This window comes from Ruegeria sp. YKSF131, assembly GCF_059612645.1.
This window is the reverse complement of the sequence record NZ_JBXWQZ010000009.1, coordinates 22,936-44,581: the sequence shown is the minus strand read 5'-3', so window position 1 is coordinate 44,581 and position 21,646 is coordinate 22,936. Positions and strand designations below refer to the sequence as shown.

The window sequence follows — 21,646 nt, the reverse complement described above, 5'->3', positions numbered from 1 at the left end:
ATTGCCGGTGATTTGAAAGGTGAGATAAGCGATCCGGAAGTGGTCAGCCCGAAAAGATTCAGCAGCGATGTCAGTGCTTTTTATCTGGGGCTTACTGGTGGTTATGGCGCTGGTGGGGACGATCGATTTGGCCTGACAACACCCGGCGGACAGTTTGATATCGGTGATCAGGATTTGTCGGGAGCATACGGGGGGGTCCGGGGCGGCTGGCGTGGCATTTTACCTGCAAGGGAAGGGCGCGACTATGTCTACGGCTTCGAAATCGGGTATGAATTCGGATCTCTTGACGACACTGTCAGCAGGCGGATCGGCAGCGTCAATGTGCAGGGCGGAACAAAGATATCGGATGTTCTGGCAGTCCGATTTCGCAATGGTCTGACGAACCGCAGCGGACGAATTCTGTATTTTTTTAGCGTCGGATATCTGTGGGGCGATGTGGAAACAACCAACAGTATTGCATCGGCCACCTCGGTTCAGAATTTCCCGGTGTCAGATCGGCGGAACGGCTATTCGGCAAGCATAGGGGCCGAGCATAGGTTGTCCGACAATTGGTCGATTACGGGCGAATATGAATATGTCCAGTTCCAATCAAAAGACATCCAGTTCAGTTCTGGCTTCTCCACAAAGTCCACACCAAAATACAGCGGATTAAGATTCGGGCTGAATTACACCTTCTGATGTTCATCCAATCGGCAACCAATCACCGTTAAATCGGCTGTTATGACATCTCAGCATTTATTTTTTAAACTGTGGCTTGCGCCTACCAAGATTTGTTGTCTACGCTCGGGGTGAACAGCCAAGACAGGAGAGCGGATTGGCCATCGGTGCCCTGACCCCACCGCAAGATGAAATGCCCCAACACGAGGCGTTCGTAGAATTTCCCGACAACCGATTGCTGATTGACCTGTGCGGTGAATATGACCGCAATCTGGCTGAGATCGAAACCAAGCTTTCGGTCCAGATTGTACGCCGCGGCAATCAGCTTGTTGTGATGGGCGATGAAGATGCTCAGAAACAGGCGGTTGAGGTGCTTCAATCGCTTTACACTCGGCTTGAAGGTGGGCGCGAGGTTGAGGCCGCAGACGTCGATCGCGAGTTGCGGATGGGTGTTTCGGAACAGGGAACCGGTAGCCGCGATGGCGATCAGCTTGAGATGTTCAAGGGCGGTTCGGTCGAGATCAAAACCCGCAAGAAGTTGGTTGAACCGCGCACCGACGCCCAGAAAGCCTATGTCCAGTCACTGTTCAAGAATGAGCTGGCCTTTGGAATTGGTCCGGCGGGGACGGGTAAGACCTATCTGGCGGTGGCGGTCGGGGTTTCGATGTTCATCGGCGGGCATGTGGACCGAATCATCCTGAGCCGTCCGGCGGTCGAGGCGGGCGAAAAACTGGGCTATCTGCCGGGTGACATGAAGGACAAGGTCGACCCTTACATGCAGCCGCTTTATGACGCGCTGAACGATTTTCTGCCCGGAAAACAGTTGGCCAAGCTGATCGAAGAAAAACGAATCGAAATCGCTCCGCTGGCCTTTATGCGCGGTCGTACGCTGGCCAACGCATTTGTGGTTCTGGATGAAGCGCAAAACGCCACCACGATGCAGATGAAGATGTTCCTGACTCGTCTGGGCGAAGGAAGCCGCATGGTCATAACTGGCGACCGGTCACAGGTCGATTTGCCGCGTGGCGTTCAATCGGGCTTGGCGGATGCTGAGAGGTTGTTGAAAACAATCCCGAATATCAGCTTCAACTACTTCACCTCGAAAGACGTGGTGCGTCACCCGCTTGTCGCTGCGATCATCGAGGCGTATGAGGCCGATGCGGGCCGTGAAACCACGTGAACACATAGCCCGCTAACGAGGCTGTTGCGCGGTAAGATGACCCTGGAACTCATTTTCGAAGACGAAAGGTGGCAAGATCTTGAGGTCTTGTCACAAAAGGCGATTAACGCCGTTCTGACCCATTGCGGATTGGCCCCGGAGCAGTGCGAAGTCAGTATATTGGGATGCAACGATGCGCGGATTTCAGAACTGAACGCAGAATTTCGCGGTAAACCGACGCCCACCAATGTGCTGAGCTGGCCTGCGGAAGACCTAGCTCCGGATGAGCCAGGGCAATCACCACGCCTGCCAGAGCCGGATTTTACCGGCGAGATTGTTCTGGGCGATATTGCGATTTCCTATGACACCTGTGCCCGCGAGGCGGCCGAGGCCAACAAGGCAATGAGTGACCATGTGACCCATTTGCTTGTTCACGGAACGTTGCATTTGCTGGGTTATGATCACATTCGTGACCCCGATGCCACCTTGATGGAAGGGATTGAGGTCAAGATACTTGGCAAATTGGGTATTGATGACCCATATAAGGTATAATGTGGGTTCAAGACCCGATCAGTTGGAACAAGGTAATGGGCGATATAGAAGGCAGTTCTAGGGCGGCGCAAAGCGCGCAACCTCAGGACAGCAGTACTGAAACGGAAGAGAAAACCGGTCTGTTTTCTCGAATCCTCGAAGTGTTTTCGAGCGATGATACTCAACCGGACCAGACGGTGAACGGACAAAACGCGGCTGTGGCGCAGCCACGCGGGATGATTAACCTGCGCCGGATGCGCGTTGAGGATGTTGCCATCCCTACCGCTGAAATCGTCTCGGTACCTTCAACGATCACAAAAGATGAACTGGCGGATGTTTTCCGGAGCAGTGGTATGTCAAGGATTCCTGTCTATGAGGGAACCTTGGATACACCGCTTGGTTTTGTTCATCTCAAGGATTTTGCCCTGACCCACGGTTTCAACGGTGGCGGCAAAGAGTTTGATCTGACCTCGATGCTGCGGACGCTATTGTTCGTGCCGCCATCCATGCCAATCGGCGTCTTGTTGACCAAGATGCAAACCGAGCGGCGTCACATGGCATTGGTGATTGATGAATATGGCGGCGTTGATGGACTGCTCACGATCGAAGACCTGATCGAGCAGGTCGTCGGCGAAATCGCTGACGAGCACGATGCGGATGAAGACCAGCTTTGGGTGCAGGAAAAGCCCGGATGTTATGTGGTGCAGGCGCGTGTGCCGCTCGAAGATTTCGAGGCCGAGATTGGCCGGTCTCTGACCAGTCATGAAGACGTCGACGAAGAGGAAATCGATACTCTGGGCGGGCTTGTGTTTATGCTCTCCGGCCGCGTTCCGGCGCGGGGTGAAGTTGTCATTCATCCAGAGGGTCCGGAATTCGAAGTGATCGAAGCCGATCCACGCCGTATCAAACGGCTGCGCGTCATGCTGCCGGACGTTGCTGCATGACCCCAGTACGGGGCTGGCCATTATCGTTGAGATTGTTGGCCGGTGCCGCCCTTGGCGGGGTAGGCGCGTTTGGTCAGGCACCTCATCTGTATTGGGGCGCAACCGTTTTGGTTCTTGTCCTGATTGTCCCGATCTTCCTTGCCAGCGAAACCCGAGGCCGGGCGGCATGGGTCGGCTGGGCCTTCGCGACCGGCTATTTTGCCCATGCCCTCGGCTGGATCATTGAGCCGTTTCAGGTAGATGCTGAACGCCATGCCTGGATGGCCCCGTTTGCGTTGGTGTTCATGGCGGGCGGGCTGGCCTTGTTCTGGGCCTCTGCATTCGGCCTGTCGCGCAGAATTGGTGCCACGCCAGTTCGTCAAGGCATATTACTGGTTGCAGTTTTGTCCCTGGCCGAAGTGGCGCGGGGATATGTGTTGACCGGCTTTCCATGGGCTGGGGTCGCGCAAATCTGGGTGGACACGCCAGTGGCGCAGATGCTGTCTCTGGTCGGGCCGTATGGGTTGAATGTGCTGACCTTTGCCGCAACATTCCTAATTGGCGCGGCATTGGTGCAGGACAAACCCTTGGACGGTTTGGTGCGGACTCTGAGTTTTACCGGCGTTATGGCAGCGATGGCGATTGCCTACGGGTCGACGCGACCCGTCGTTCAGGGTAGTTCGCATCTGGTTCGCGTGATCCAGCCGAATGCCCCTCAGCATCAAAAATGGGATCCGGCATATGCGCCTTTGTTTTTTGCGCGTCAGGTTGAGTATACTGCAGCCTCTCCTAGACCTGACCTGATTGTTTGGCCCGAGACCGCGGTTCCCGCATGGTTGGGCAGCGCACAACCGTTTCTGTCGACTATTGCGGATGCCGCGCAGGGTGCGCCGGTGATACTGGGGATTCAGCGCGCAGAAGGTCCGAGGATTTTCAACTCGCTGATCTATCTGGATGAAACCGGGCGTCTGGCAGGGGTGTATGACAAACACCATCTGGCGCCATTCGGCGAATATGTCCCCTTGGGTGATCTGATGGGGCGTTTCGGGATCAGTGGTCTGGCAACTACAACCGGGCACGGGTTCAGCGCGGGGCCGGGCCCTGCCCTGTTGGACCTCGGCAAGCTGGGAAAGGCGTTGCCACTGATTTGCTACGAAGCCGTCTTCCCGCAAGATGTGAACGGTGCGCCGGGTCGGGCTGATTTCTTGCTGCAAATCACAAATGACGCCTGGTTTGGAACTCGGTCGGGACCGTTTCAACACCTGGTGCAAGCCCGGATGAGGGCAATTGAGCAGGGCTTGCCGATGATCCGTTCGGCCAATACCGGTATATCGGCCATGATTGACCCATTGGGTCGTTTGACTGCGTCGTTGGCTCTGGGTGAGGCTGGATATGTGGACGCCGTGCTGCCGCAACCACACCGTCGCACGACTTATGCACGTATCGGGGACAGTCCGATCGTTGTTGTCTTACTGTTTATTCTGGCAATGGCGCTGTTTGGTACCCGCGGCAACCGGGCAATTAGAGATTGACCCCAACTTTGGGCAAGCGTATGCGTCTGTGGTCTGCCACAACGGCTTCCTGGCGTGGCGGAGAAACCTTAATGGAGCACATTTATGTCCCGACAGAACTATACTTTTACTTCGGAATCCGTTTCTGAAGGGCATCCGGATAAGGTCTGTGACCGTATCTCAGATGCTGTCCTTGATGCATTTCTGAATGAAGAGCCTGAAGCGCGCGTGGCCTGCGAAACCTTTGCCACGACCAACCGCATCGTTATCGGTGGCGAAGTTGGTCTGTCGGACAAGGACAAACTGCACGACTACATGGGCCGCATCGAAGAGATCGCGCGCGAGTGCGTGAAAGATATCGGATATGAGCAGGACAAATTCCACCACGAAACCGTCGAGGTTACAAACCTTCTGCACGAACAATCCGCCCATATCGCGCAGGGCGTGGATGCCGCGGACAACAAGGACGAAGGCGCTGGCGACCAGGGCATCATGTTCGGCTTCGCGACAACCGAGACGCCTGCGCTTATGCCGGCACCGATCCAGTATTCGCACGCAATCCTGCGGCGTCTGGCCGAAGTGCGCAAGAACGGCACCGAGCCTGCACTGGGGCCGGATGCGAAATCTCAATTGTCGGTCGTTTATCAAAACGGCAAACCGGTCGGCGTCAGTTCGATCGTTCTGTCGACGCAGCATCTGGACGAGGCGCTGACGTCGGATGACATCCGCGCCATCGTTGAACCTTATATCCGTGAAACTCTGCCCGAAGGCTGGTTGTCGGCTGATACCGAATGGCACGTCAACCCGACCGGAAAATTCGTTATTGGCGGGCCGGATGGCGACGCTGGTCTGACCGGTCGTAAGATCATCGTGGATACCTATGGTGGCGCAGCCCCGCATGGTGGCGGCGCATTCTCGGGCAAAGACCCGACCAAGGTTGACCGTTCGGCGGCCTATGCCGCGCGCTATCTGGCGAAAAACGTCGTAGCCGCCGGTATGGCCGAGCGCTGCACCATTCAGTTGAGCTATGCCATTGGCGTATCGAAGCCGCTGTCGATCTATGCAGACACGCATGGCACGGGCCAGATCGACGATGCTGCTATCGAAAAAGCAGTTGGTGAGGTCATGGATCTAACACCCCGCGGCATTCGTCAGCACCTTCAGCTGAACAAGCCGATCTACCAGCGTACAGCGGCTTACGGTCACTTTGGCCGCGAACCGGATGCGGATGGCGGTTTTAGCTGGGAACGCACTGATCTGGTCGACGCGCTGAAATCCGCAGTTTGATCTGAAAAATCCAAAGCGCGCCTTCAGGGGCGCGCTTTTTTTGGGGCGGTGCACGCCCTTGCAACGTACTCCACTGCGCAGTATGGCCACCGCCATGAGCACAGAGACCCCACAACGCCCGCGCAGAAACTTTTATGGCCGCTTCAAGGGCAAGACCCTGAAGCCCAGTCAAAAGACCTATCTGAACGAAGATCTGGCCGCCTTGTCGCCCGGCGCCGTGGACTGGGCCTCGAATCCCGAACGCAAGCCACTGGACCTGAACGATCTGTTCGGCGGCAAGCCGGTCTGGTTGGAAATTGGCTTCGGAGGTGGTGAGCATCTGGTGCACCAGGCGCAAAACAATCCTGACATTGGCATCATCGGGGCCGAGCCATACATCAACGGTGTTGCCATGCTGCTGGGCAGAATCCGTCAGGCAGGTGTTGAAAACCTTGCCGTGCACCCCGGCGATGTGCGCGATCTGTTCGACGTGCTGCCAGAGGCCAGCATTTCGCGCGCGTTCCTTCTCTATCCCGACCCATGGCCCAAAACGCGGCATCATCGCCGTCGATTTGTAACCCAGGAACATCTTGAACCGCTGGCGAAAGTGCTGAAACCCGGGGCGATCTTCCGGGTTGCAACTGACATTCCCGATTATGTGCGTCAGACCTTGGAAGAGGTTCCGCGCGCCGGGTTTGAATGGCTGGCCGAACGCCCTTCTGACTGGCGCGAGCCGTGGGGCGACTGGATCTCCACGCGATACGAACAGAAGGCGCTGCGCGAGGGTCGGACACCTCACTACCTGACCTTCCGACGCAAAGGCTGATTGCCGCTGGACCAACGGGCGTCAATTCGCTAATCGGCTTGAGCACTGATAGCGCAAAAGGAGCCCTCATGTCCGGACACGGCACGCCCATCCCGATGACCTCGCATCCCTGCGGCCCGCTGACCGGCACGGCCGAGGTGCCCGGCGACAAGTCGATTTCGCACCGGTCGCTGATCCTTGGTGCGATGGCCGTGGGTGAAACCAGGATTTCGGGTTTGCTGGAAGGCGAAGACGTACTGGATACCGCAAAGGCGATGCGTGCCTTCGGCGCTGAGGTCACAGAGCACGGAAACGGGGAATGGACAGTGCACGGCGTGGGTGTCGGTGGCTTCGCCGAACCGGGTCAGGTGATCGACTGTGGCAACTCGGGAACCGGTGTGCGGCTGATCATGGGGGCGATGGCGACCTCTCCGATCACGGCGACCTTTACCGGTGATGCCAGTCTGAACAAACGCCCCATGGCGCGGGTGACTGACCCTCTGGCCTTGTTTGGGGCACAATCGGTTGGGCGATCCGGCGGGCGCTTGCCGATGACCATCGTCGGCGCTGCGGACCCGACCCCTGTGCGATACGAAGTTCCTGTGCCGTCGGCGCAGGTGAAATCCGCCGTACTTTTGGCGGGTCTGAATGCCCCCGGAAAGACCGTTGTGATCGAGAAAGAGGCTACGCGTGACCATTCCGAACGGATGCTGGCTGGATTTGGTGCCGAAATCACGGTCGAGGATACCGACGAGGGCCGTGTTATCACTCTGACCGGTCGCCCGGAGCTGAAGCCACAGGTCATCGCTGTACCGCGCGATCCGTCCAGCGCGGCTTTTCCGGTTTGCGCGGCATTGATCACACCTGGATCGGATGTTTTGGTGCCGGGGATCGGTTTGAACCCCACACGCGCGGGCCTTTTTACAACCTTGCGCGAGATGGGCGCTGATCTGACCTATGAAAACGAACGCGAAGAAGGGGGCGAGCCGGTTGCCGATTTGCGCGCCAAGTACTCGCCCAACATGAAAGGCATCGACGTTCCTTCCGAGCGTGCCGCCTCGATGATTGATGAATACCCGGTTCTGTCTGTGGTGGCTGCAAATGCCACAGGCACAACGATGATGGGCGGCGTGAAAGAGCTGCGCGTGAAGGAAAGCGACCGGATTGACGCCATGGCCCGTGGCCTGCGCGCCAACGGGGTGACAGTCGCTGAAGGCGACGACTGGTGGTCGGTTGAAGGGCTGGGCATCGGCAACGTTCCGGGCGGCGGCACCTGCGAAAGCTTTCTGGATCACCGCATTGCCATGTCGTTCATGGTGATGGGTATGGGGGCGCAGAATCCCGTAAGCGTGGATGATGGTGGCCCGATTGCAACGTCGTTCCCGATCTTTGAACCACTGATGGCGTCGCTGGGCGCAAAGGTACAGCGCACGTGAGTTTCACGGTTGCCATTGACGGACCAGCGGCTGCGGGCAAGGGCACGATATCCAAGGCTGTGGCGGCGCATTTCGGCTTTGCCCATCTGGACACGGGCTTGCTGTATCGCGCTGTCGGAAGGCGGACCCTGGAAGGGGTTGACGCGCTTGAGGCCGCACAGGCCCTGACAGCGGAAGAACTTGAACAAGGCGACCTGCGCACCGCCGAGATTGCGCAGGCAGCTTCCAAAGTGGCGGTTCTTCCGGAAGTTCGTGCGGCCTTGGTCAATTTTCAGCGCGCTTTTTCCCGCAGGGCAGGTGGGGCCGTTCTGGACGGTCGTGATATCGGCACGGTGATTTGTCCGAATGCCGAAGTGAAGCTGTTTGTAACAGCCAGTGCTGAAGTGCGCGCCGAGCGACGCTTCCTGGAGCTAAGTGCAAAAGGCGCTGACGTAACCCGTGAACAGGTTCTGGCAGATGTCAGAGAACGGGATGCGCGAGATGCTGAGCGCAGCACCGCTCCGATGAAACCCGCTGAGGATGCCGTGCGGTTGGACACCACCGATTTGAGTATCGAGGCGGCGTTGGCCAAAGCCCTTGAGGTGATCAACGCAAAACTGCCCGCGACGCGTTAACGCCGCAGGCAAACGGGGCAGGTCTTACAGCTCGCCCACGGCGACGGTTTTGATATTCGCCCATTGGTCATCCGCCGTCTTTGCGGTGGCGACAACGTCCTTCAAAAAGGCTGCCCGGGTTTCCGCGTTCAGGAACAGAAACAGTTTTCCGTCTGCGACAAGGTATTGATCCGGGTCACCGTCAAACTTCTTGCCGACCGATACGCCGAATGAACAGAAGCCACCATGCTGCGGCAGGTATGCAGCAGGGTTTGCCTCGAACGCTTCACGGTTCGCGGCGGACGTGAAATAATAGGAGGCTCCGTCATAAGTTGACGAGTGAGTGGCGAAGCCTTCGACCGGGTTGCCATCATTGACCAATGCAACCAGATCAACGCCATGTGCGGCCAGTGGCGCACCAGCGGCTGAAATGCCGTTGGACACGTTGATTTCGTCAGCGGCAAAGGCCGGGGTGGACAGGGCAATTGCAGTCGCCATGGCGGCAAAGATGAGAGATTTCATAATATTTTCCTTTTGGTTCTGGTTTCTGGTCGACCTCTTTGTCGACCGATAAAGCTAAATTAGGGAAAGGATACGGAACGTTTAATCTCAGATACGTCACCAAATCTTGCAGATCGTACAAACAGTCGAATGGTTGGCGTTCACTCTCCAATTCTCCACCATCCATCCTGTGACGCAGGAAGCCGGGCGCCGCGTGACGCGCGAAAAGTTGAGACATATCACCTTTGCGTTGCATGCTGAGGCTTAGCCGCGTGGTTCGGTTCCCGGTACCAAGATTCCTTCGGGCAAGAACCTGCCGCGGACCATGCAGACTTTTTCAGTCAGAACCTGTTATCATTCAGGTTGCCATCTTGCATTGGGGATCAGCGCTAGGCAGGAGTTCCTGCGCGCGCTGCCGCGCACCATAGGCTTTGCACTTGCACCGGTTCAAGATTCAGCCTATACGCGCGCTGTCGATACAAGGGCGGTCAACGTCCGGATGACGTTTCTGAGCAGGGCCGGGTTAACTCGGCCCTTTGTGTTTGTTTGCTCGGGGCGCACCGGATCACGCCTGAAGACGTCATGAAACAAGACCGGCGGAGACAACCGCTCGGCCAGCAAAAACGTACTGTAAAGGAAATGAACGCCACATGGCTAACACATCCATGGAGGAATTCGAAGCCCTCCTGAACGAAAGCTTCGAAATGGACACGCCCGAAGAGGGTTCTGTTGTCAAAGGCAAGATCCTGGCGATTGAAGCCGGTCAAGCCATCATCGACGTCGGCTATAAAATGGAAGGCCGCGTTGATCTGAAAGAATTCGCAAATCCCGGCGAAGCCCCTGAAATCGCTGTCGGCGACGAGGTCGAAGTTTACCTGCGTGCCGCAGAAAACGCCCGTGGCGAAGCCGTCATCTCGCGCGAGATGGCCCGCCGCGAAGAGGCATGGGATCGTCTGGAAAAAGCATATGCCGACGACCAGCGTGTCGATGGTGCAATCTTTGGCCGCGTCAAAGGTGGCTTCACCGTCGATCTGGGTGGCGCAGTTGCATTCCTGCCTGGTTCGCAGGTTGACGTACGCCCCGTACGCGACGCAGGCCCGCTGATGGGTCTGAAGCAGCCGTTCCAGATTCTGAAAATGGACCGCCGCCGTGGCAACATCGTTGTGTCGCGTCGCGCAATCCTGGAAGAATCGCGTGCCGAACAGCGCGCCGAAGTCATCGGCAACCTGACCGAAGGTCAGAACGTCGAGGGCGTGGTCAAGAACATCACCGAATATGGTGCATTTGTTGACCTGGGCGGCGTTGATGGCCTGCTGCACGTCACTGACATGGCATGGCGCCGTGTAAACCACCCGTCTGAGATCCTGACGATCGGCGAAACCATCAAGGTTCAGGTCATCAAGATCAACAAAGACACTCACCGCATCAGCCTGGGCATGAAGCAGCTTCAGGAAGATCCGTGGGATCTGGTTGCCGCCAAGTACCCGCTGGGCTCGGTCCATCAGGGTCGCGTCACCAACATCACCGACTACGGCGCATTCGTCGAACTGGAAGCCGGTGTCGAAGGTCTGGTGCACGTGTCCGAGATGTCCTGGACCAAGAAAAACGTCCACCCCGGCAAGATCGTCTCGACCAGCCAGGAAGTCGACGTCATGGTTCTGGAAATCGACGGCGCCAAACGCCGCGTGTCTCTGGGCCTGAAACAGACTCAGCGCAACCCATGGGAAGTGTTTGCAGAAACACACCCCGAGGGCACCGAGGTCGAAGGCGAAGTCAAGAACATCACCGAATTTGGTTTGTTCATTGGCCTCGAGGGCGACATCGACGGCATGGTTCACCTGTCGGACCTGTCCTGGGACGAACGTGGCGAGGATGCAATCCAGAACTACCGCAAAGGCGACATGGTTTCGGCCGTTGTCTCGGAAGTGGATGTCGAAAAAGAACGTATCTCGCTGTCGATCAAAGCTCTGGGTGGTGACAAGTTCGCAGAAGCCGTTGGCGGCGTGAAGCGTGGCTCGGTCATCACTGTCGAAGTGACCGCAATCGAAGATGGCGGCATCGAGGTCGAGTACGAAGGCATGAAGTCGTTCATCCGCCGTTCCGACCTGTCGCGTGACCGTTCCGAACAGCGCCCCGAGCGTTTCTCGGTCGGTGACAAGGTTGATGTCCGCGTAACCAACGTTGACAGCAAGACCCGCCGTCTGGGCCTGTCGATCAAGGCACGCGAGATCGCCGAAGAGAAAGAAGCCGTGGAACAGTACGGTTCTTCCGACTCGGGCGCGTCGCTGGGCGACATTCTGGGTGCAGCGCTGAAGTCGGGCGACTAAGCCCGGGGCGCATCCCAAGTATGATTTACGGCCTCGCATGGAAGTGCGGGGCCGTTTTTGTTGCGAATCAACATGTTCCAAACACACTGCTAAAACTCGATATTGTTCGCGCTTGAAGTGTGTAAATCGGCCTGTCGGGCAAAATTTCGCGTGAGAATATGGCAAAATAAGGCATCAACACGCAGAGTATCCGTTCCCCCGTTCTGGGTTTTTTCCTATACTGTCAAAACAGTAGACCTGTCACACCGGCTGCCTGGGAGGGTATCTCGAATGATCCGTTCAGAACTGATTCAGAAAATCGCTGACGAAAACCCGCATCTCTATCAGCGTGATGTCGAGCGGATTGTGAACACCGTGTTCGAAGAAGTCACCGATGCCATGGCGCGCGGCGACCGGGTCGAACTGCGTGGCTTTGGCGCGTTTTCGGTGAAAAAGCGGGATGCCCGCGTAGGGCGCAACCCCCGTACCGGTGAAACCGTTCAGGTCGAGGAAAAATGTGTACCATTTTTCAAAACTGGCAAGTTGCTCAGGGATCGTTTGAACGGTAAAGCCTGACCTCATGATGCGTTACCTTCGATATGCTTTTCTTGGGACTCTCGGGATCGTTCTGATTTCCGTGTCCTTGGCGAATGTTCAGTCTGTTGAACTGAAACTGATGCCCGATGCTCTGGCCGAGCTTCTGGGCTTTAACGTCAGTACCTCTTTACCGCTTTTTCTGGTCGTTCTCGGTGGCGTTGTCGCCGGTTTGATCATCGGTTTCATGTGGGAATGGCTGCGGGAACATAAACACCGCCGCGATGCGACCGTGAAAAAAGGCGAGGTCCGCAAGCTTGAACGCGAAGTCAAGAAGCTCAAGAAAAAGCAGAACGAGGGTAAGGATGATATTCTGGCCCTACTCGACGAGGCCAGCTGAGGCTTATGTCTACCGATGTATCCGTTAAAATCTGCGGTTTGACCGCATCAGAACATGTGCGTGCTGCGGTTGAAGCCGGCGCGCGCTATGTCGGGTTCAACTTTTTTCCCAAATCGCCCCGTTACGCACCAATACCGCAAGCCGCGGCCTTGGCCGCCGAAGTACCAGTCGGCGTTGCCAAGGTCGCTCTGGCCGTGAATTTCTCGGACGCGCAGCTTGATGAGATTGTCGCTGGGGTTCCGCTGGATATGTTGCAGCTTCACGGCGGAGAGTGCCCCGAGCGTGTGGCAGAGGTCAAGCAGCGCTATGGCCTGCCCGTCATCAAGGCGATCGGTGTGGCGGAGGCCGAGGACTTGGCAGCGATTGATCTGTATTCCGAAGTTGCAGACCAGCTTCTGATCGATGCAAAGCCGCCGAAGAATTCGGAACTTCCCGGAGGCAACGGTCTTCCTTTTGACTGGCGGCTGCTGGCAGGTCGCAAATACTGGCGCAGGCCGTGGATGTTGTCCGGTGGTCTCAACCCGGACAATGTCGCTGAGGCGATCCGCATGACTGGTGCGCGGCAAGTCGATGTGGCGTCGGGTGTTGAAAGCGCGCCGGGCGTAAAGGACGCGGGACTGATACAGGCATTTATTGACGCGACACGCTGATTTTGTTTGCCTCCGCAAGGGGGCAATATGGTGCGTTTTGCCATGGCAAATCCCGCGACGACCACCTATGACAGTCAGGTACGACGAGGGAGACACCCATGGCCAACGATCTTTTCAATTCCTTCATGTCCGGCCCTGACGAGCAAGGGCGCTTTGGCATATTCGGTGGGCGTTTTGTCAGCGAAACGCTGATGCCGCTGATCCTGTCACTGGAAGAGGAATACAACAAAGCCAAGGATGATCCGACCTTCTGGGCCGAGATGGATGATCTGTGGGCCAACTATGTGGGCCGTCCCTCGCCCCTGTATTACGCGGAACGCCTGACCGAGCATCTGGGCGGGGCGAAGATCTATCTGAAACGTGATGAGCTGAACCACACCGGCGCACACAAGATCAACAACGTGCTGGGCCAGATCATTCTGGCGCGACGCATGGGCAAGACCCGGATCATTGCCGAGACCGGGGCAGGGCAGCACGGTGTCGCGACAGCCACGGTCTGTGCGAAATTTGGTCTGAAATGCATCGTTTATATGGGTGCCCATGACGTGCAACGTCAGGCCCCGAACGTGTTTCGTATGCGCTTGCTGGGGGCCGAGGTGATTCCGGTCACTTCGGGTCGTGGTACGCTGAAGGACGCGATGAATGACGCGCTGCGCGACTGGGTGACCAATGTGCGCGATACGTTCTACTGCATCGGAACAGTGGCCGGTCCGCACCCATACCCGGCGATGGTGCGTGATTTCCAGTCGATCATTGGCAAGGAAGCGAAAGAGCAGATGATGAAGGCCGAAGGCCGCCTGCCGGATACGATCATTGCGGCTATCGGTGGCGGCTCGAACGCGATGGGCCTGTTCTATCCTTTCCTTGATGACAAGGACGTCAACATCATCGGTGTTGAGGCCGGCGGTAAAGGTGTGAACGAAAAGATGGAGCATTGTGCCTCGCTGACAGGCGGTCGCCCGGGTGTGCTGCATGGCAACCGGACCTATCTGTTGCAGGATGATGACGGGCAGATTCTGGAAGGCTATTCGATCTCGGCCGGTCTGGACTATCCGGGTATCGGCCCCGAGCATTCCTGGTTGCATGAGGTCGGTCGCGCGACTTACGTCTCGATTACCGACACGGAAGCGCTTGAGGCATTCCAGCTGTGCTGTGCCACCGAGGGAATAATTCCAGCTCTGGAACCCAGCCACGCCCTGGCGCATGTCATGAAGATCGCGCCCGAGTTGCCCAAGGACCACCTGATCTGCATGAATATGTGCGGACGCGGTGACAAGGATGTTCAGACCGTCGCAAAATATCTGAACTTCGATATGTCAGACACCGAAGGCCGCACTGCAGGGTGATTTCAACCAGGACCGCACCGGGGCCACATGCCCCGGTTGACAATCTTGATCGAACAAGTAGCGGGGAAAACCCGTCGGTCCACCCGTGATTGTAATGCCCCTTTGAAATGGCTTTCGAATCTGATTGCTGTTTTTCCGGGCGCAGCCGGATGTTGTTCCTGCCCTGGCGCGGCATCCGGTTTTGTCACGCGTGCTCGCCCTCGCAAGCGATCCTTTTGGACCCGATGGAGCCCGTGCAAAGAATCGTCCACAAGCGATATCGCCCTGTTCAACTTGTGCCAGAAGGTTTCCAAATGGTGGTCAGTGTAGCAACTGGAGCCACACTGTTGCAAAAATGCTGAACTGACAGCGATTATGTCCCTTCTGTCTTTGCAGACGAATTTCAAGCGCTGCCTGTCTCACGGTTCTTTCTCCACGCGACGACACAGTAAAAATTGGGTGTTTCAAGCTGTCTGAGAGTTGGTTCAGGTCAAAACCCGGTTGTTCCAACAACACTGTGTGGTCCGCACGCCCTAGTTGAATCCCGCAGCGTTCTATACAGCGTCTTCCAATTGAATTAACTTCTCATTAACCGGCGATTTGCCGCCGGTTCTGGGGATGTCTCTGCGAAGACGGGGCAAGGATGACGCTGCTTGGGATGTGATTTTGACCCCGGGCACTCTGGTGTTTGGCACCCACGCGGTGCTGTAGGAGGTAATATGGTTTGGTCCGCAATCACGAGGCTGTCATGTCTCTGTCTTCTGGTTTCCGCGCTTTTGATGGGAAGCGTCAAAGAGGGTCTGGCATTTGGCAACCCGTCCTTTCCGTCCCAGACAGTCGCAACACCTAACGGCGGGCAGATTTTCTTTTCCAATCTCCAAGGCACTGCAACAGCGTTTATGTCTTTGGGCGTTTCGGGAGAAGGCCCCGGAGGATCGTTCTATTTCAACAATGGTGTTTTGACTCAACCTGCTATAACGCCGGCAGGATTGGCCAATCTGGGGTATATTGGCGCGACGATACTCAGCCAGAACGGAGCGGACTCCACTTACGCCACTGATGGCTATCTTGGAGTCATGTTCACCGCGCGCGAAACCGTCGGAGGGCCGCTTTACCTTTATGAAATCGCGCTGTCCGGCGTCACGAATACCCAGATTATCAACACGCGGACTTTGGCCGACACGACGCAGCCGACGGCCTCAATCGGTGCACTGACAACAATCGGCAACGGTACGTTCCAAGCGGTGATCACACTTAGTGAACCCAGCACAGATTTCACAGTGGGCGACTTGTCGGTTACCAATGCTTCAGCCACCCTGACAGGGTCCGGAACCAATTATGTCGCAACGTTGACTGCGCAAAATAACGGTACAATTGAGCTGTTTATTCCCGCTGGCGTTTTTTCTGATGCCGCCGGGAACCTGAATCTTGCATCCAACAGGGTCAGCACACAACAGGGCGTAACGGATACACAGCGACTGGTGCAGGCCTTTCAGAACGCCCGGGCCAACAGCCTTGTGACCAATCAGCCAGAGCTGACGCAGTTTCTTCAGCAATCGGGATCAGGTGCGTTGGACTCATCAGTGACGCAGGGATCGGGGTATCTGAAATTTGCAAGTGATCCAACTCAACCGGTCTGGTTCAATCTGTCCGGTAACTGGAGCTCGCAAAACGATTACGACAGTTCTTATGCCTTGGCCGTGGTGGGGGCGCATGGCTGGGTGAACTCGAACCTTCTGATCGGTGCCATGTTGCAGATCGACTATGCCGAAACCGAAAACGGCCCGGCCAGCGTGGATGGCACAGGGTGGCTGGTCGGGCCTTATGTCGTCGCAAAACTACCTAGCCAGCCGGTGTTTTTCGAGGGGCGCGTTCTGTACGGTCAGGCCGATAACGATATTTCCCCGCTGGGCACCTATACCGACAGTTTCGATAGCGAGCGCTGGCTGATCCAGTCGCGCGTAACCGGAGAGATGAAGCGCGGGAACCTGACGCTTATGCCGTTGCTGGACATCAGCTATGCCAGCGACAATCAGGAGACTTATACTGATAGTCTGGGCAACCTGATTCCGCAGCAGGATTTCAGCCTGACCACCGCACGGTTGGGCATGGATTTCAGCCATCCAATCCAAGTGTCGCGCGGTCAGATGATGCTGACCGGTGGTCTATCTGGTATTTGGAGCACAACATCCGGCACAGGCACTGTTCCTGGCGTGACACCGATAGGGGATACGGCCCGTGCACGCGCTGATCTGGGTTTTGACTACCGACTGGAAAACGACAGCCTTCTGGCCGCAAATCTGTTCTATGATGGTATCGGTGAAAGCGGATTTGAAAACTACAGTGTCAGCCTGATCTGGCAAATGGCATTCTGAATCCGCCGTGTGCTATTTTGGGAGTCCGTCAGGTCTTCGCCTTGTTTTGGAGCAGAATGTCGAGCGGTACGATCTCAAGCGCGCGTTGATGTGTCGCCTCCAGATGAACCTGTGGCGCACATCCTTCGTCATGAGCTTGCAAAAACCGGCTTGCACATAAACACCAGCTGTCACCTGGGCGAAGGCCGGGAAAGCCGAATTCGGGCCGTGCCGTGCTCAGATCATTACCCACATATTTTGAGAACGCCAGAAATTCGGCTGTCATCACGGCGCAGACTGTGTGACTACCCTGATCCTCGGCGCAGGTATTGCACGCGCCATCCCGGAAAAACCCTGTCAAAGGGTCGCGTGAGCAAGGGGCCAAAAAGCCACCCAGTACATTTACACTGTCTTGTTTCTGCATAATGGCATCTTACAGACTTTCCGCAATCTTGCGGAACATTTCGATGTTAAGATCATTTACGCTGGGTTCACGGAACAGCCTGTCTGCACCAGTTGTCACAATTAGAACGCCCCTGGGCTGGTTGAAATAGATGTACTGACCATAGACACCGCGGGCCAGAAACTCTCCTTCATGTGCGCCGCGGGGAATCCACCATTGATACCCGTACCCGATCTCTCCTTGTGCGGTCGGTGCGCTGGGTTGGGTGGCTTCGAAAATCCATTCGGCAGGAACCAGTTGATTTCCGTTCGCGATGCCGTCCTGAAGGATCATTTGTCCGAACCGGGCGAAATCACGCGTGGTGAAGTTGAGGCCACCCAAAACAAAAGCGACCCCTGCACCATCAGTGATGTAGTATCCGTCCCGCTCCAGCCCCAACGGTTGAAGTATCTTTTCCGTCAGAAGGTCTGCCACGTTCCGCCCGGTCGCACCGCGTATCACCATGCCCAGAACATGGGTGTCGATCGACACGTATTGCCAGGTTTCACCCGGCGTCGCAAAGCTGTCCCGCAGCGAGGCTGCGAAATCGTCCAACTCACCACCCAGCGCAACCACACGCCCCATCCGATTGATGTCGGAATTTGGGTCGAGATAATCTTCATCAAACGTCACGCCGCTTGCCATGTTCAGCACGTTGCGGATCGATGCAGCCTCATACGCGCTGCCCTTCAGTTTGGGCGCATATTTGACAACCGGGTCATCCAACGACCCGATTGCACCCTCTTGCAGCAGGATACCGAAAAGCGCCGAAAGATAGCTTTTGGCGACCGACCAGGAAATCCTCCGGTCATCAGACCCGGTTCCAAGATAATATTCCTCGAACCTGATTTTGCCGTCCTGCATAACCAGCAACGACGTGACCGCGCGTTCATCGATCCAGCTGTCGGTTCCCTCCGGCAGCTCGAACCCTTCGCCATAAGGCAGGTCCCAGGTAGGTGCGTCGCCACGCGGCAGGTTCACGGTTAGAAAAGCTTCGTCCATGTGCGAGAAATTGTGAACGATCTTCTCTTCAGAAAATAAAGAGTTTACGGCTAAAAGGCGCTGCAACTCTTCGCGTTTCCACAGCCCGACGGCAGTGGCGGCCAGAACCAGCGCCAGCACGATGCGCAGCACCCACTTCAAGATGGATTTCATCGCATTGCCTCCCTAGTTGGGCGGTATTGGAACGCGGGAGATCACATTCCGCAACCTCTACGTAACGGAAAGAGGCCGACGTGCTACCTGAATTTGTCCAAAAGCTTCTGCATCGCCGACCGGTCATCGTCCGCGGCGTCGGGTGCGCCTGTTGAAGGTGTGTCGGTTTTTGGGGCAGCGTTCTTTGATGATCGCGGCGGGGCAGTGCGCAATGCAACCGCATTCATGAACTTGCCGCCCTCGTCCTGTGCCAGGTAGGGTGCTCCGTCCGAAACACCCCAAAGAACGTCGCCCAGCCATTCGGCTTCGGATTTTGCAAAGTCGTTCAGGACATATCCCGACACCATTTCCTTGCGGCCCGGATGCCCGATCCCAAGGCGCACGCGATCATAAGCCGCCCCGATATGCTCATGGATCGAGCGCAGACCGTTGTGCCCGGCGTGCCCGCCCCCTGCCTTGACACGCAGCTTGCCCGGAGCAAGGTCCAGCTCGTCATGGAACACAACAACGTCGGTGGAGTCGAGCTTGTAAAACCGCATCGCCTCGCCGACGGATTGACCCGAACGGTTCATGTAGGTTTGCGGTTTCAACAGCAGGACTTTCTCGGTGCCAAGTCGACCTTCCGAAATCTCGCCCTGAAACTTCGATTTCCAGGGGCCAAACCCGTGATCCTCTGCGATCCGGTCCAGGGCCATGAACCCGATATTGTGCCGGTTCCGGGCATATTTCTGGCCCGGGTTTCCCAATCCAACAAACAGCTTCATGTTTCCGTTTTGCCTCTGTAGCTCCAAAGCCATTTCATGCCCGGAAATTGCCAGGAAATCCAGTCAGGCCTGATGACTGAACCCGCAAAAAAAAACGGGGCTCACCCGAGCCCCGCTTCAAAGTCGGAAACATTGTTCCAGACTTATTCTTCTTCTTTTCTGACAACTTCGACTTCATCGGCTGCAACTTCACCATCTTCATCGTCGTCGCTGGTGGACAGACCAGTCGGCGCCGAGATGTTGGCAATCACAAAGTCACGATCGATGGTCGGTTTGGTGCCCTCAGGCAGTTCAACCGACGAAATGGTCACGACGTCATTGATGTTCAGACCGGTCAGATCAACAGTGATCTTTTCAGGAATGTCACCGGCGGTGCAGATCAGTTCGACTTCCGGGCGGACAACGGTCAGAACGCCACCCTTTTTGATGCCTGGGGCCACCCCTTCATTGATGAACTCAACGGGGATGAACAACGCGATCTTGGTGGTCCGGCGCAGGCGCATCAGGTCCAGATGGGTCGGCAGGTCTTTGACGACATCACGCTGAACGTCGCGGCAGATGACGCGCACGTCATCGTGGCCTTCAATTTTCAGGTTCCACAAAGTCGACTTGAACCGGCCCGCTTTCAGGCGCTTGAACAGGACGTTGAACGGGATCTGGATTGGCAACGGATCTTTGTCACCACCAAATACGATGCCCGGAACCATGCCGTCGCGGCGTGCCTGACGAGCGGCGCCCTTGCCTGTCCCCGTCCGTTCCAGAGCTACGAGATCAGGAATCTCACCAGCCATGATATATTCTCCAATGTTAGGGCGGGCATCCTCCAAGGCTGTATACCCGCGTGAAGCCGCGTCCTTAGCTTGATTCACCCGATTTGGAAAGAGGTAATCTTGCCATGCGTTCAGCTGGGTTCCACCGCCTATCCCGGAGTGTCGATCTGGCGGACGGATGAAGGATCCCCAGCTTCATCTGGCCAAAAATATCCCGGGGGAGGCGCCCGGAACGGGCGTCGGGGGCAGAGCCCCCCTGTTTGACCGGTTACGCTTGCCAGCGGCCCCCGAAGTTTTCAGGTATCAGCAGATTGTGACGCCCCAACGCGGCCACGTTTTTCTCACCACAAAGCGCCATTGTAGTGTCAAGCTCCCTCTGGATCAGCTCAAGCGCCGTGGTGACACCTTTCTGACCCATGGCACCCAGACCATACACAAACGCGCGGCCAACATAGGTCCCTTTGGCCCCAAGCGCCAAGGCTTTGAGCACGTCTTGCCCGGACCGGATGCCGCTGTCCAGATGCACCTCGATATCGCCACCGACCGCATCCATGATCTCGGGCAGGACACGAATTGAGCTTAGCGCGCCGTCAAGCTGACGCCCACCATGGTTTGACACGACAATTGCATCGGCACCCAGCTTGGCGGCCATCCTTGCGTCCTCTGCATCAAGGATGCCCTTGAGGATCACTTTCCCGCCCCATTGCTCCATCAGTTTTTCAACCTTGGACCAGTCAAGGCTGGGGTCGAACTGTTCTGCGGTCCAGGCCCCCAATGACGATGCGTCCGAAATACCATGCACATGCCCCACGATGTTGCCGAACTCGCGCCGCTGGGCCCGCAGCATTTCAATGCCCCATACCCATTTGGTCATCAGGTTGGCGATGGTTTTTGCCGTCAGTTTGGGCGGGGCCGACAGACCGTTTTTCAGGTCCTTGTGCCGTTGGCCCAGAATTTGCAGGTCGAGCGTGATCACCAGTGCGGAACATCTGGCATCTTTTGCCCGCTGGATCAGGCGGTTGATGTAGTCCGTGTCTTTCATTGTATAAAGCTGGAACCAGAATGGCTTGTCGGTATACCCGGCCACATCTTCGATCGAGTTGATGGACATGGTGGACAGCGTAAAGGGTACACCAAATTCCTCGGCGGCTTTGGCGGCCTTCATCTCTCCGTCTGCATGTTGCATCCCCGTCAACCCGACCGGGGCAAGCGCCACGGGCATTGAAACGTCTTCGCCAATCATTTGCGAAGTTGTCGACCGACCGGACATGTCGACCGCAACCCTTTGGCGCAGGCGAATTTTTTCGAAGTCGGTGCTGTTGTCGCGAAAGGTCTGTTCTGTCCAGCTGCCGCTTTCGGCGTAGTCATAGAACATACGAGGCACGCGGCGTTCATATATGCGTTTGAGGTCTTCGATATTGGTGATCACAGGCATGAAAACAGGGCTCCGCTCACTTTGGTTAGTTTTCCTTACCAATTCATTCCCAAGGCTGCAATGTCTTGACGTCACAGTGAAGGGTCACAAAAAACCCGCCGCGGTATCCGCGACGGGTCATCATTCTCG

At 56.7% G+C, this 21,646-nt stretch carries 21 protein-coding genes and 1 riboswitch; of the genes, 15 read left to right on the top strand and 6 right to left on the bottom strand.

The window, feature by feature from the left end; translation table 11 throughout:
• From AC2FLZ_RS05170 to cmk, 9 genes are all read left to right on the top strand, one after another.
• On the top strand, positions 1 to 678 hold a 678-nt coding region (locus AC2FLZ_RS05170), incomplete at its 5' end, for an outer membrane protein (protein ID WP_496881906.1).
• Between the two features lie 136 nt (positions 679 to 814).
• Complete coding sequence (locus tag AC2FLZ_RS05165; protein WP_480494855.1) at positions 815 to 1,837, top strand: PhoH family protein; 1,023 nt, start codon at positions 815 to 817, stop codon at positions 1,835 to 1,837.
• Between the two features lie 36 nt (positions 1,838 to 1,873).
• Positions 1,874 to 2,368 carry an rRNA maturation RNase YbeY gene (gene ybeY, locus AC2FLZ_RS05160; RefSeq protein WP_480473791.1) on the top strand — a complete coding sequence of 165 codons (495 nt, stop codon included), beginning with the start codon at positions 1,874 to 1,876 and terminating at the stop codon, positions 2,366 to 2,368.
• A 35-nt stretch (positions 2,369 to 2,403) separates the two neighbouring features.
• Entirely contained in the window at positions 2,404 to 3,291 is an 888-nt protein-coding gene (locus AC2FLZ_RS05155) for a hemolysin family protein (protein WP_480476819.1), read from the top strand.
• Positions 3,288 to 4,802, top strand: coding sequence for an apolipoprotein N-acyltransferase (gene lnt, locus AC2FLZ_RS05150; RefSeq protein ID WP_480554532.1), 1,515 nt, complete (start codon positions 3,288 to 3,290; stop codon positions 4,800 to 4,802). Before AC2FLZ_RS05155 ends, lnt begins: the two co-directional genes overlap by 4 nt.
• A 30-nt stretch (positions 4,803 to 4,832) precedes the next feature.
• Positions 4,833 to 4,881: riboswitch (SAM-SAH riboswitch) on the top strand.
• Between the two features lie 5 nt (positions 4,882 to 4,886).
• Entirely contained in the window at positions 4,887 to 6,068 is a 1,182-nt protein-coding gene (gene metK, locus AC2FLZ_RS05145; protein ID WP_480518737.1) for a methionine adenosyltransferase, read from the top strand.
• A 94-nt stretch (positions 6,069 to 6,162) separates the two neighbouring features.
• Positions 6,163 to 6,873: a tRNA (guanosine(46)-N7)-methyltransferase TrmB gene (trmB, locus tag AC2FLZ_RS05140; RefSeq protein ID WP_480473788.1), complete on the top strand. Its 711-nt coding sequence runs from the start codon at positions 6,163 to 6,165 to the stop codon at positions 6,871 to 6,873.
• A 68-nt stretch (positions 6,874 to 6,941) separates the two neighbouring features.
• Positions 6,942 to 8,288, top strand: a complete 1,347-nt coding sequence (aroA, locus tag AC2FLZ_RS05135) for a 3-phosphoshikimate 1-carboxyvinyltransferase (protein WP_480488258.1) — start codon at positions 6,942 to 6,944, stop codon at positions 8,286 to 8,288.
• A complete protein-coding gene (gene cmk / locus AC2FLZ_RS05130; protein ID WP_480488256.1) occupies positions 8,285 to 8,902 on the top strand; it encodes a (d)CMP kinase in 618 nt (205 codons plus the stop codon). Before aroA ends, cmk begins: the two co-directional genes overlap by 4 nt.
• A gap of 24 nt (positions 8,903 to 8,926) precedes the next feature.
• Here the strand turns inward: cmk and AC2FLZ_RS05125 are convergent, their stop codons facing one another.
• Positions 8,927 to 9,403 carry a YHS domain-containing (seleno)protein gene (locus AC2FLZ_RS05125; RefSeq protein WP_480473785.1) on the bottom strand — a complete coding sequence of 159 codons (477 nt, stop codon included), beginning with the start codon at positions 9,401 to 9,403 and terminating at the stop codon, positions 8,927 to 8,929.
• 629 nt (positions 9,404 to 10,032) lie between these two features.
• On the opposite strand from AC2FLZ_RS05125, the gene rpsA reads away from it, so the two are divergent.
• From rpsA to AC2FLZ_RS05095, 6 genes are all read left to right on the top strand, one after another.
• Entirely contained in the window at positions 10,033 to 11,709 is a 1,677-nt protein-coding gene (gene rpsA, locus AC2FLZ_RS05120; RefSeq protein WP_480473784.1) for a 30S ribosomal protein S1, read from the top strand.
• 270 nt (positions 11,710 to 11,979) lie between these two features.
• Positions 11,980 to 12,264: an integration host factor subunit beta gene (gene ihfB, locus AC2FLZ_RS05115; RefSeq protein ID WP_050603110.1), complete on the top strand. Its 285-nt coding sequence runs from the start codon at positions 11,980 to 11,982 to the stop codon at positions 12,262 to 12,264.
• Between the two features lie 7 nt (positions 12,265 to 12,271).
• The gene (locus tag AC2FLZ_RS05110; protein WP_209505811.1) at positions 12,272 to 12,622 is read left to right on the top strand and encodes a lipopolysaccharide assembly protein LapA domain-containing protein; all 351 of its coding nucleotides are present in this window, start codon (positions 12,272 to 12,274) and stop codon (positions 12,620 to 12,622) included.
• Between the two features lie 5 nt (positions 12,623 to 12,627).
• Entirely contained in the window at positions 12,628 to 13,272 is a 645-nt protein-coding gene (locus AC2FLZ_RS05105) for a phosphoribosylanthranilate isomerase (RefSeq protein WP_480473783.1), read from the top strand.
• A 98-nt stretch (positions 13,273 to 13,370) separates the two neighbouring features.
• Positions 13,371 to 14,618: a tryptophan synthase subunit beta gene (gene trpB, locus AC2FLZ_RS05100; protein WP_480554530.1), complete on the top strand. Its 1,248-nt coding sequence runs from the start codon at positions 13,371 to 13,373 to the stop codon at positions 14,616 to 14,618.
• Between the two features lie 758 nt (positions 14,619 to 15,376).
• Positions 15,377 to 16,972, top strand: coding sequence for an Ig-like domain-containing protein (locus AC2FLZ_RS05095; protein WP_480554528.1), 1,596 nt, complete (start codon positions 15,377 to 15,379; stop codon positions 16,970 to 16,972).
• 28 nt (positions 16,973 to 17,000) lie between these two features.
• Here the strand turns inward: AC2FLZ_RS05095 and AC2FLZ_RS05090 are convergent, their stop codons facing one another.
• The 5 genes from AC2FLZ_RS05090 to AC2FLZ_RS05070 all read right to left on the bottom strand — a co-directional run bounded on the left by AC2FLZ_RS05090 (position 17,001) and on the right by AC2FLZ_RS05070 (position 21,517).
• Complete coding sequence (locus AC2FLZ_RS05090; RefSeq protein ID WP_480473780.1) at positions 17,001 to 17,375, bottom strand: DUF2237 family protein; 375 nt, start codon at positions 17,373 to 17,375, stop codon at positions 17,001 to 17,003.
• A gap of 9 nt (positions 17,376 to 17,384) precedes the next feature.
• Positions 17,385 to 18,548, bottom strand: a complete 1,164-nt coding sequence (locus AC2FLZ_RS05085) for a serine hydrolase domain-containing protein (RefSeq protein ID WP_496881905.1) — start codon at positions 18,546 to 18,548, stop codon at positions 17,385 to 17,387.
• An 83-nt stretch (positions 18,549 to 18,631) separates the two neighbouring features.
• Positions 18,632 to 19,312 carry an aminoacyl-tRNA hydrolase gene (gene pth, locus AC2FLZ_RS05080; RefSeq protein WP_496881907.1) on the bottom strand — a complete coding sequence of 227 codons (681 nt, stop codon included), beginning with the start codon at positions 19,310 to 19,312 and terminating at the stop codon, positions 18,632 to 18,634.
• Positions 19,313 to 19,455: 143 nt separating this feature from the next.
• Positions 19,456 to 20,103, bottom strand: coding sequence for a 50S ribosomal protein L25/general stress protein Ctc (locus AC2FLZ_RS05075; protein ID WP_480622797.1), 648 nt, complete (start codon positions 20,101 to 20,103; stop codon positions 19,456 to 19,458).
• A gap of 247 nt (positions 20,104 to 20,350) precedes the next feature.
• Positions 20,351 to 21,517 carry an alpha-hydroxy acid oxidase gene (locus AC2FLZ_RS05070; protein WP_480546307.1) on the bottom strand — a complete coding sequence of 389 codons (1,167 nt, stop codon included), beginning with the start codon at positions 21,515 to 21,517 and terminating at the stop codon, positions 20,351 to 20,353.
• Positions 21,518 to 21,646: the final 129 nt, after the last annotated feature.

Excerpts from the sequence above, each read along its gene's own strand:
- AC2FLZ_RS05075 (WP_480622797.1), bottom strand. The coding sequence starts at position 20,103 with ATGGCTGGTGAGATTCCTGATCTCGTAGCTCTGGAACGGACGGGGACA.
- rpsA (WP_480473784.1), top strand. The coding sequence starts at position 10,033 with ATGGCTAACACATCCATGGAGGAATTCGAAGCCCTCCTGAACGAAAGC.
- ybeY (WP_480473791.1), top strand. The coding sequence starts at position 1,874 with ATGACCCTGGAACTCATTTTCGAAGACGAAAGGTGGCAAGATCTTGAG.
- trpB (WP_480554530.1), top strand. The coding sequence starts at position 13,371 with ATGGCCAACGATCTTTTCAATTCCTTCATGTCCGGCCCTGACGAGCAA.
- AC2FLZ_RS05125 (WP_480473785.1), bottom strand. The coding sequence starts at position 9,403 with ATGAAATCTCTCATCTTTGCCGCCATGGCGACTGCAATTGCCCTGTCC.
- ihfB (WP_050603110.1), top strand. The coding sequence starts at position 11,980 with ATGATCCGTTCAGAACTGATTCAGAAAATCGCTGACGAAAACCCGCAT.
- aroA (WP_480488258.1), top strand. The coding sequence starts at position 6,942 with ATGTCCGGACACGGCACGCCCATCCCGATGACCTCGCATCCCTGCGGC.
- trmB (WP_480473788.1), top strand. The coding sequence starts at position 6,163 with ATGAGCACAGAGACCCCACAACGCCCGCGCAGAAACTTTTATGGCCGC.
- pth (WP_496881907.1), bottom strand. The coding sequence starts at position 19,312 with ATGAAGCTGTTTGTTGGATTGGGAAACCCGGGCCAGAAATATGCCCGG.
- AC2FLZ_RS05070 (WP_480546307.1), bottom strand. The coding sequence starts at position 21,517 with ATGCCTGTGATCACCAATATCGAAGACCTCAAACGCATATATGAACGC.
- AC2FLZ_RS05110 (WP_209505811.1), top strand. The coding sequence starts at position 12,272 with ATGCGTTACCTTCGATATGCTTTTCTTGGGACTCTCGGGATCGTTCTG.
- metK (WP_480518737.1), top strand. The coding sequence starts at position 4,887 with ATGTCCCGACAGAACTATACTTTTACTTCGGAATCCGTTTCTGAAGGG.
- AC2FLZ_RS05155 (WP_480476819.1), top strand. The coding sequence starts at position 2,404 with ATGGGCGATATAGAAGGCAGTTCTAGGGCGGCGCAAAGCGCGCAACCT.
- AC2FLZ_RS05105 (WP_480473783.1), top strand. The coding sequence starts at position 12,628 with ATGTCTACCGATGTATCCGTTAAAATCTGCGGTTTGACCGCATCAGAA.
- lnt (WP_480554532.1), top strand. The coding sequence starts at position 3,288 with ATGACCCCAGTACGGGGCTGGCCATTATCGTTGAGATTGTTGGCCGGT.
- AC2FLZ_RS05090 (WP_480473780.1), bottom strand. The coding sequence starts at position 17,375 with ATGCAGAAACAAGACAGTGTAAATGTACTGGGTGGCTTTTTGGCCCCT.
- AC2FLZ_RS05085 (WP_496881905.1), bottom strand. The coding sequence starts at position 18,548 with ATGAAATCCATCTTGAAGTGGGTGCTGCGCATCGTGCTGGCGCTGGTT.
- AC2FLZ_RS05095 (WP_480554528.1), top strand. The coding sequence starts at position 15,377 with ATGGGAAGCGTCAAAGAGGGTCTGGCATTTGGCAACCCGTCCTTTCCG.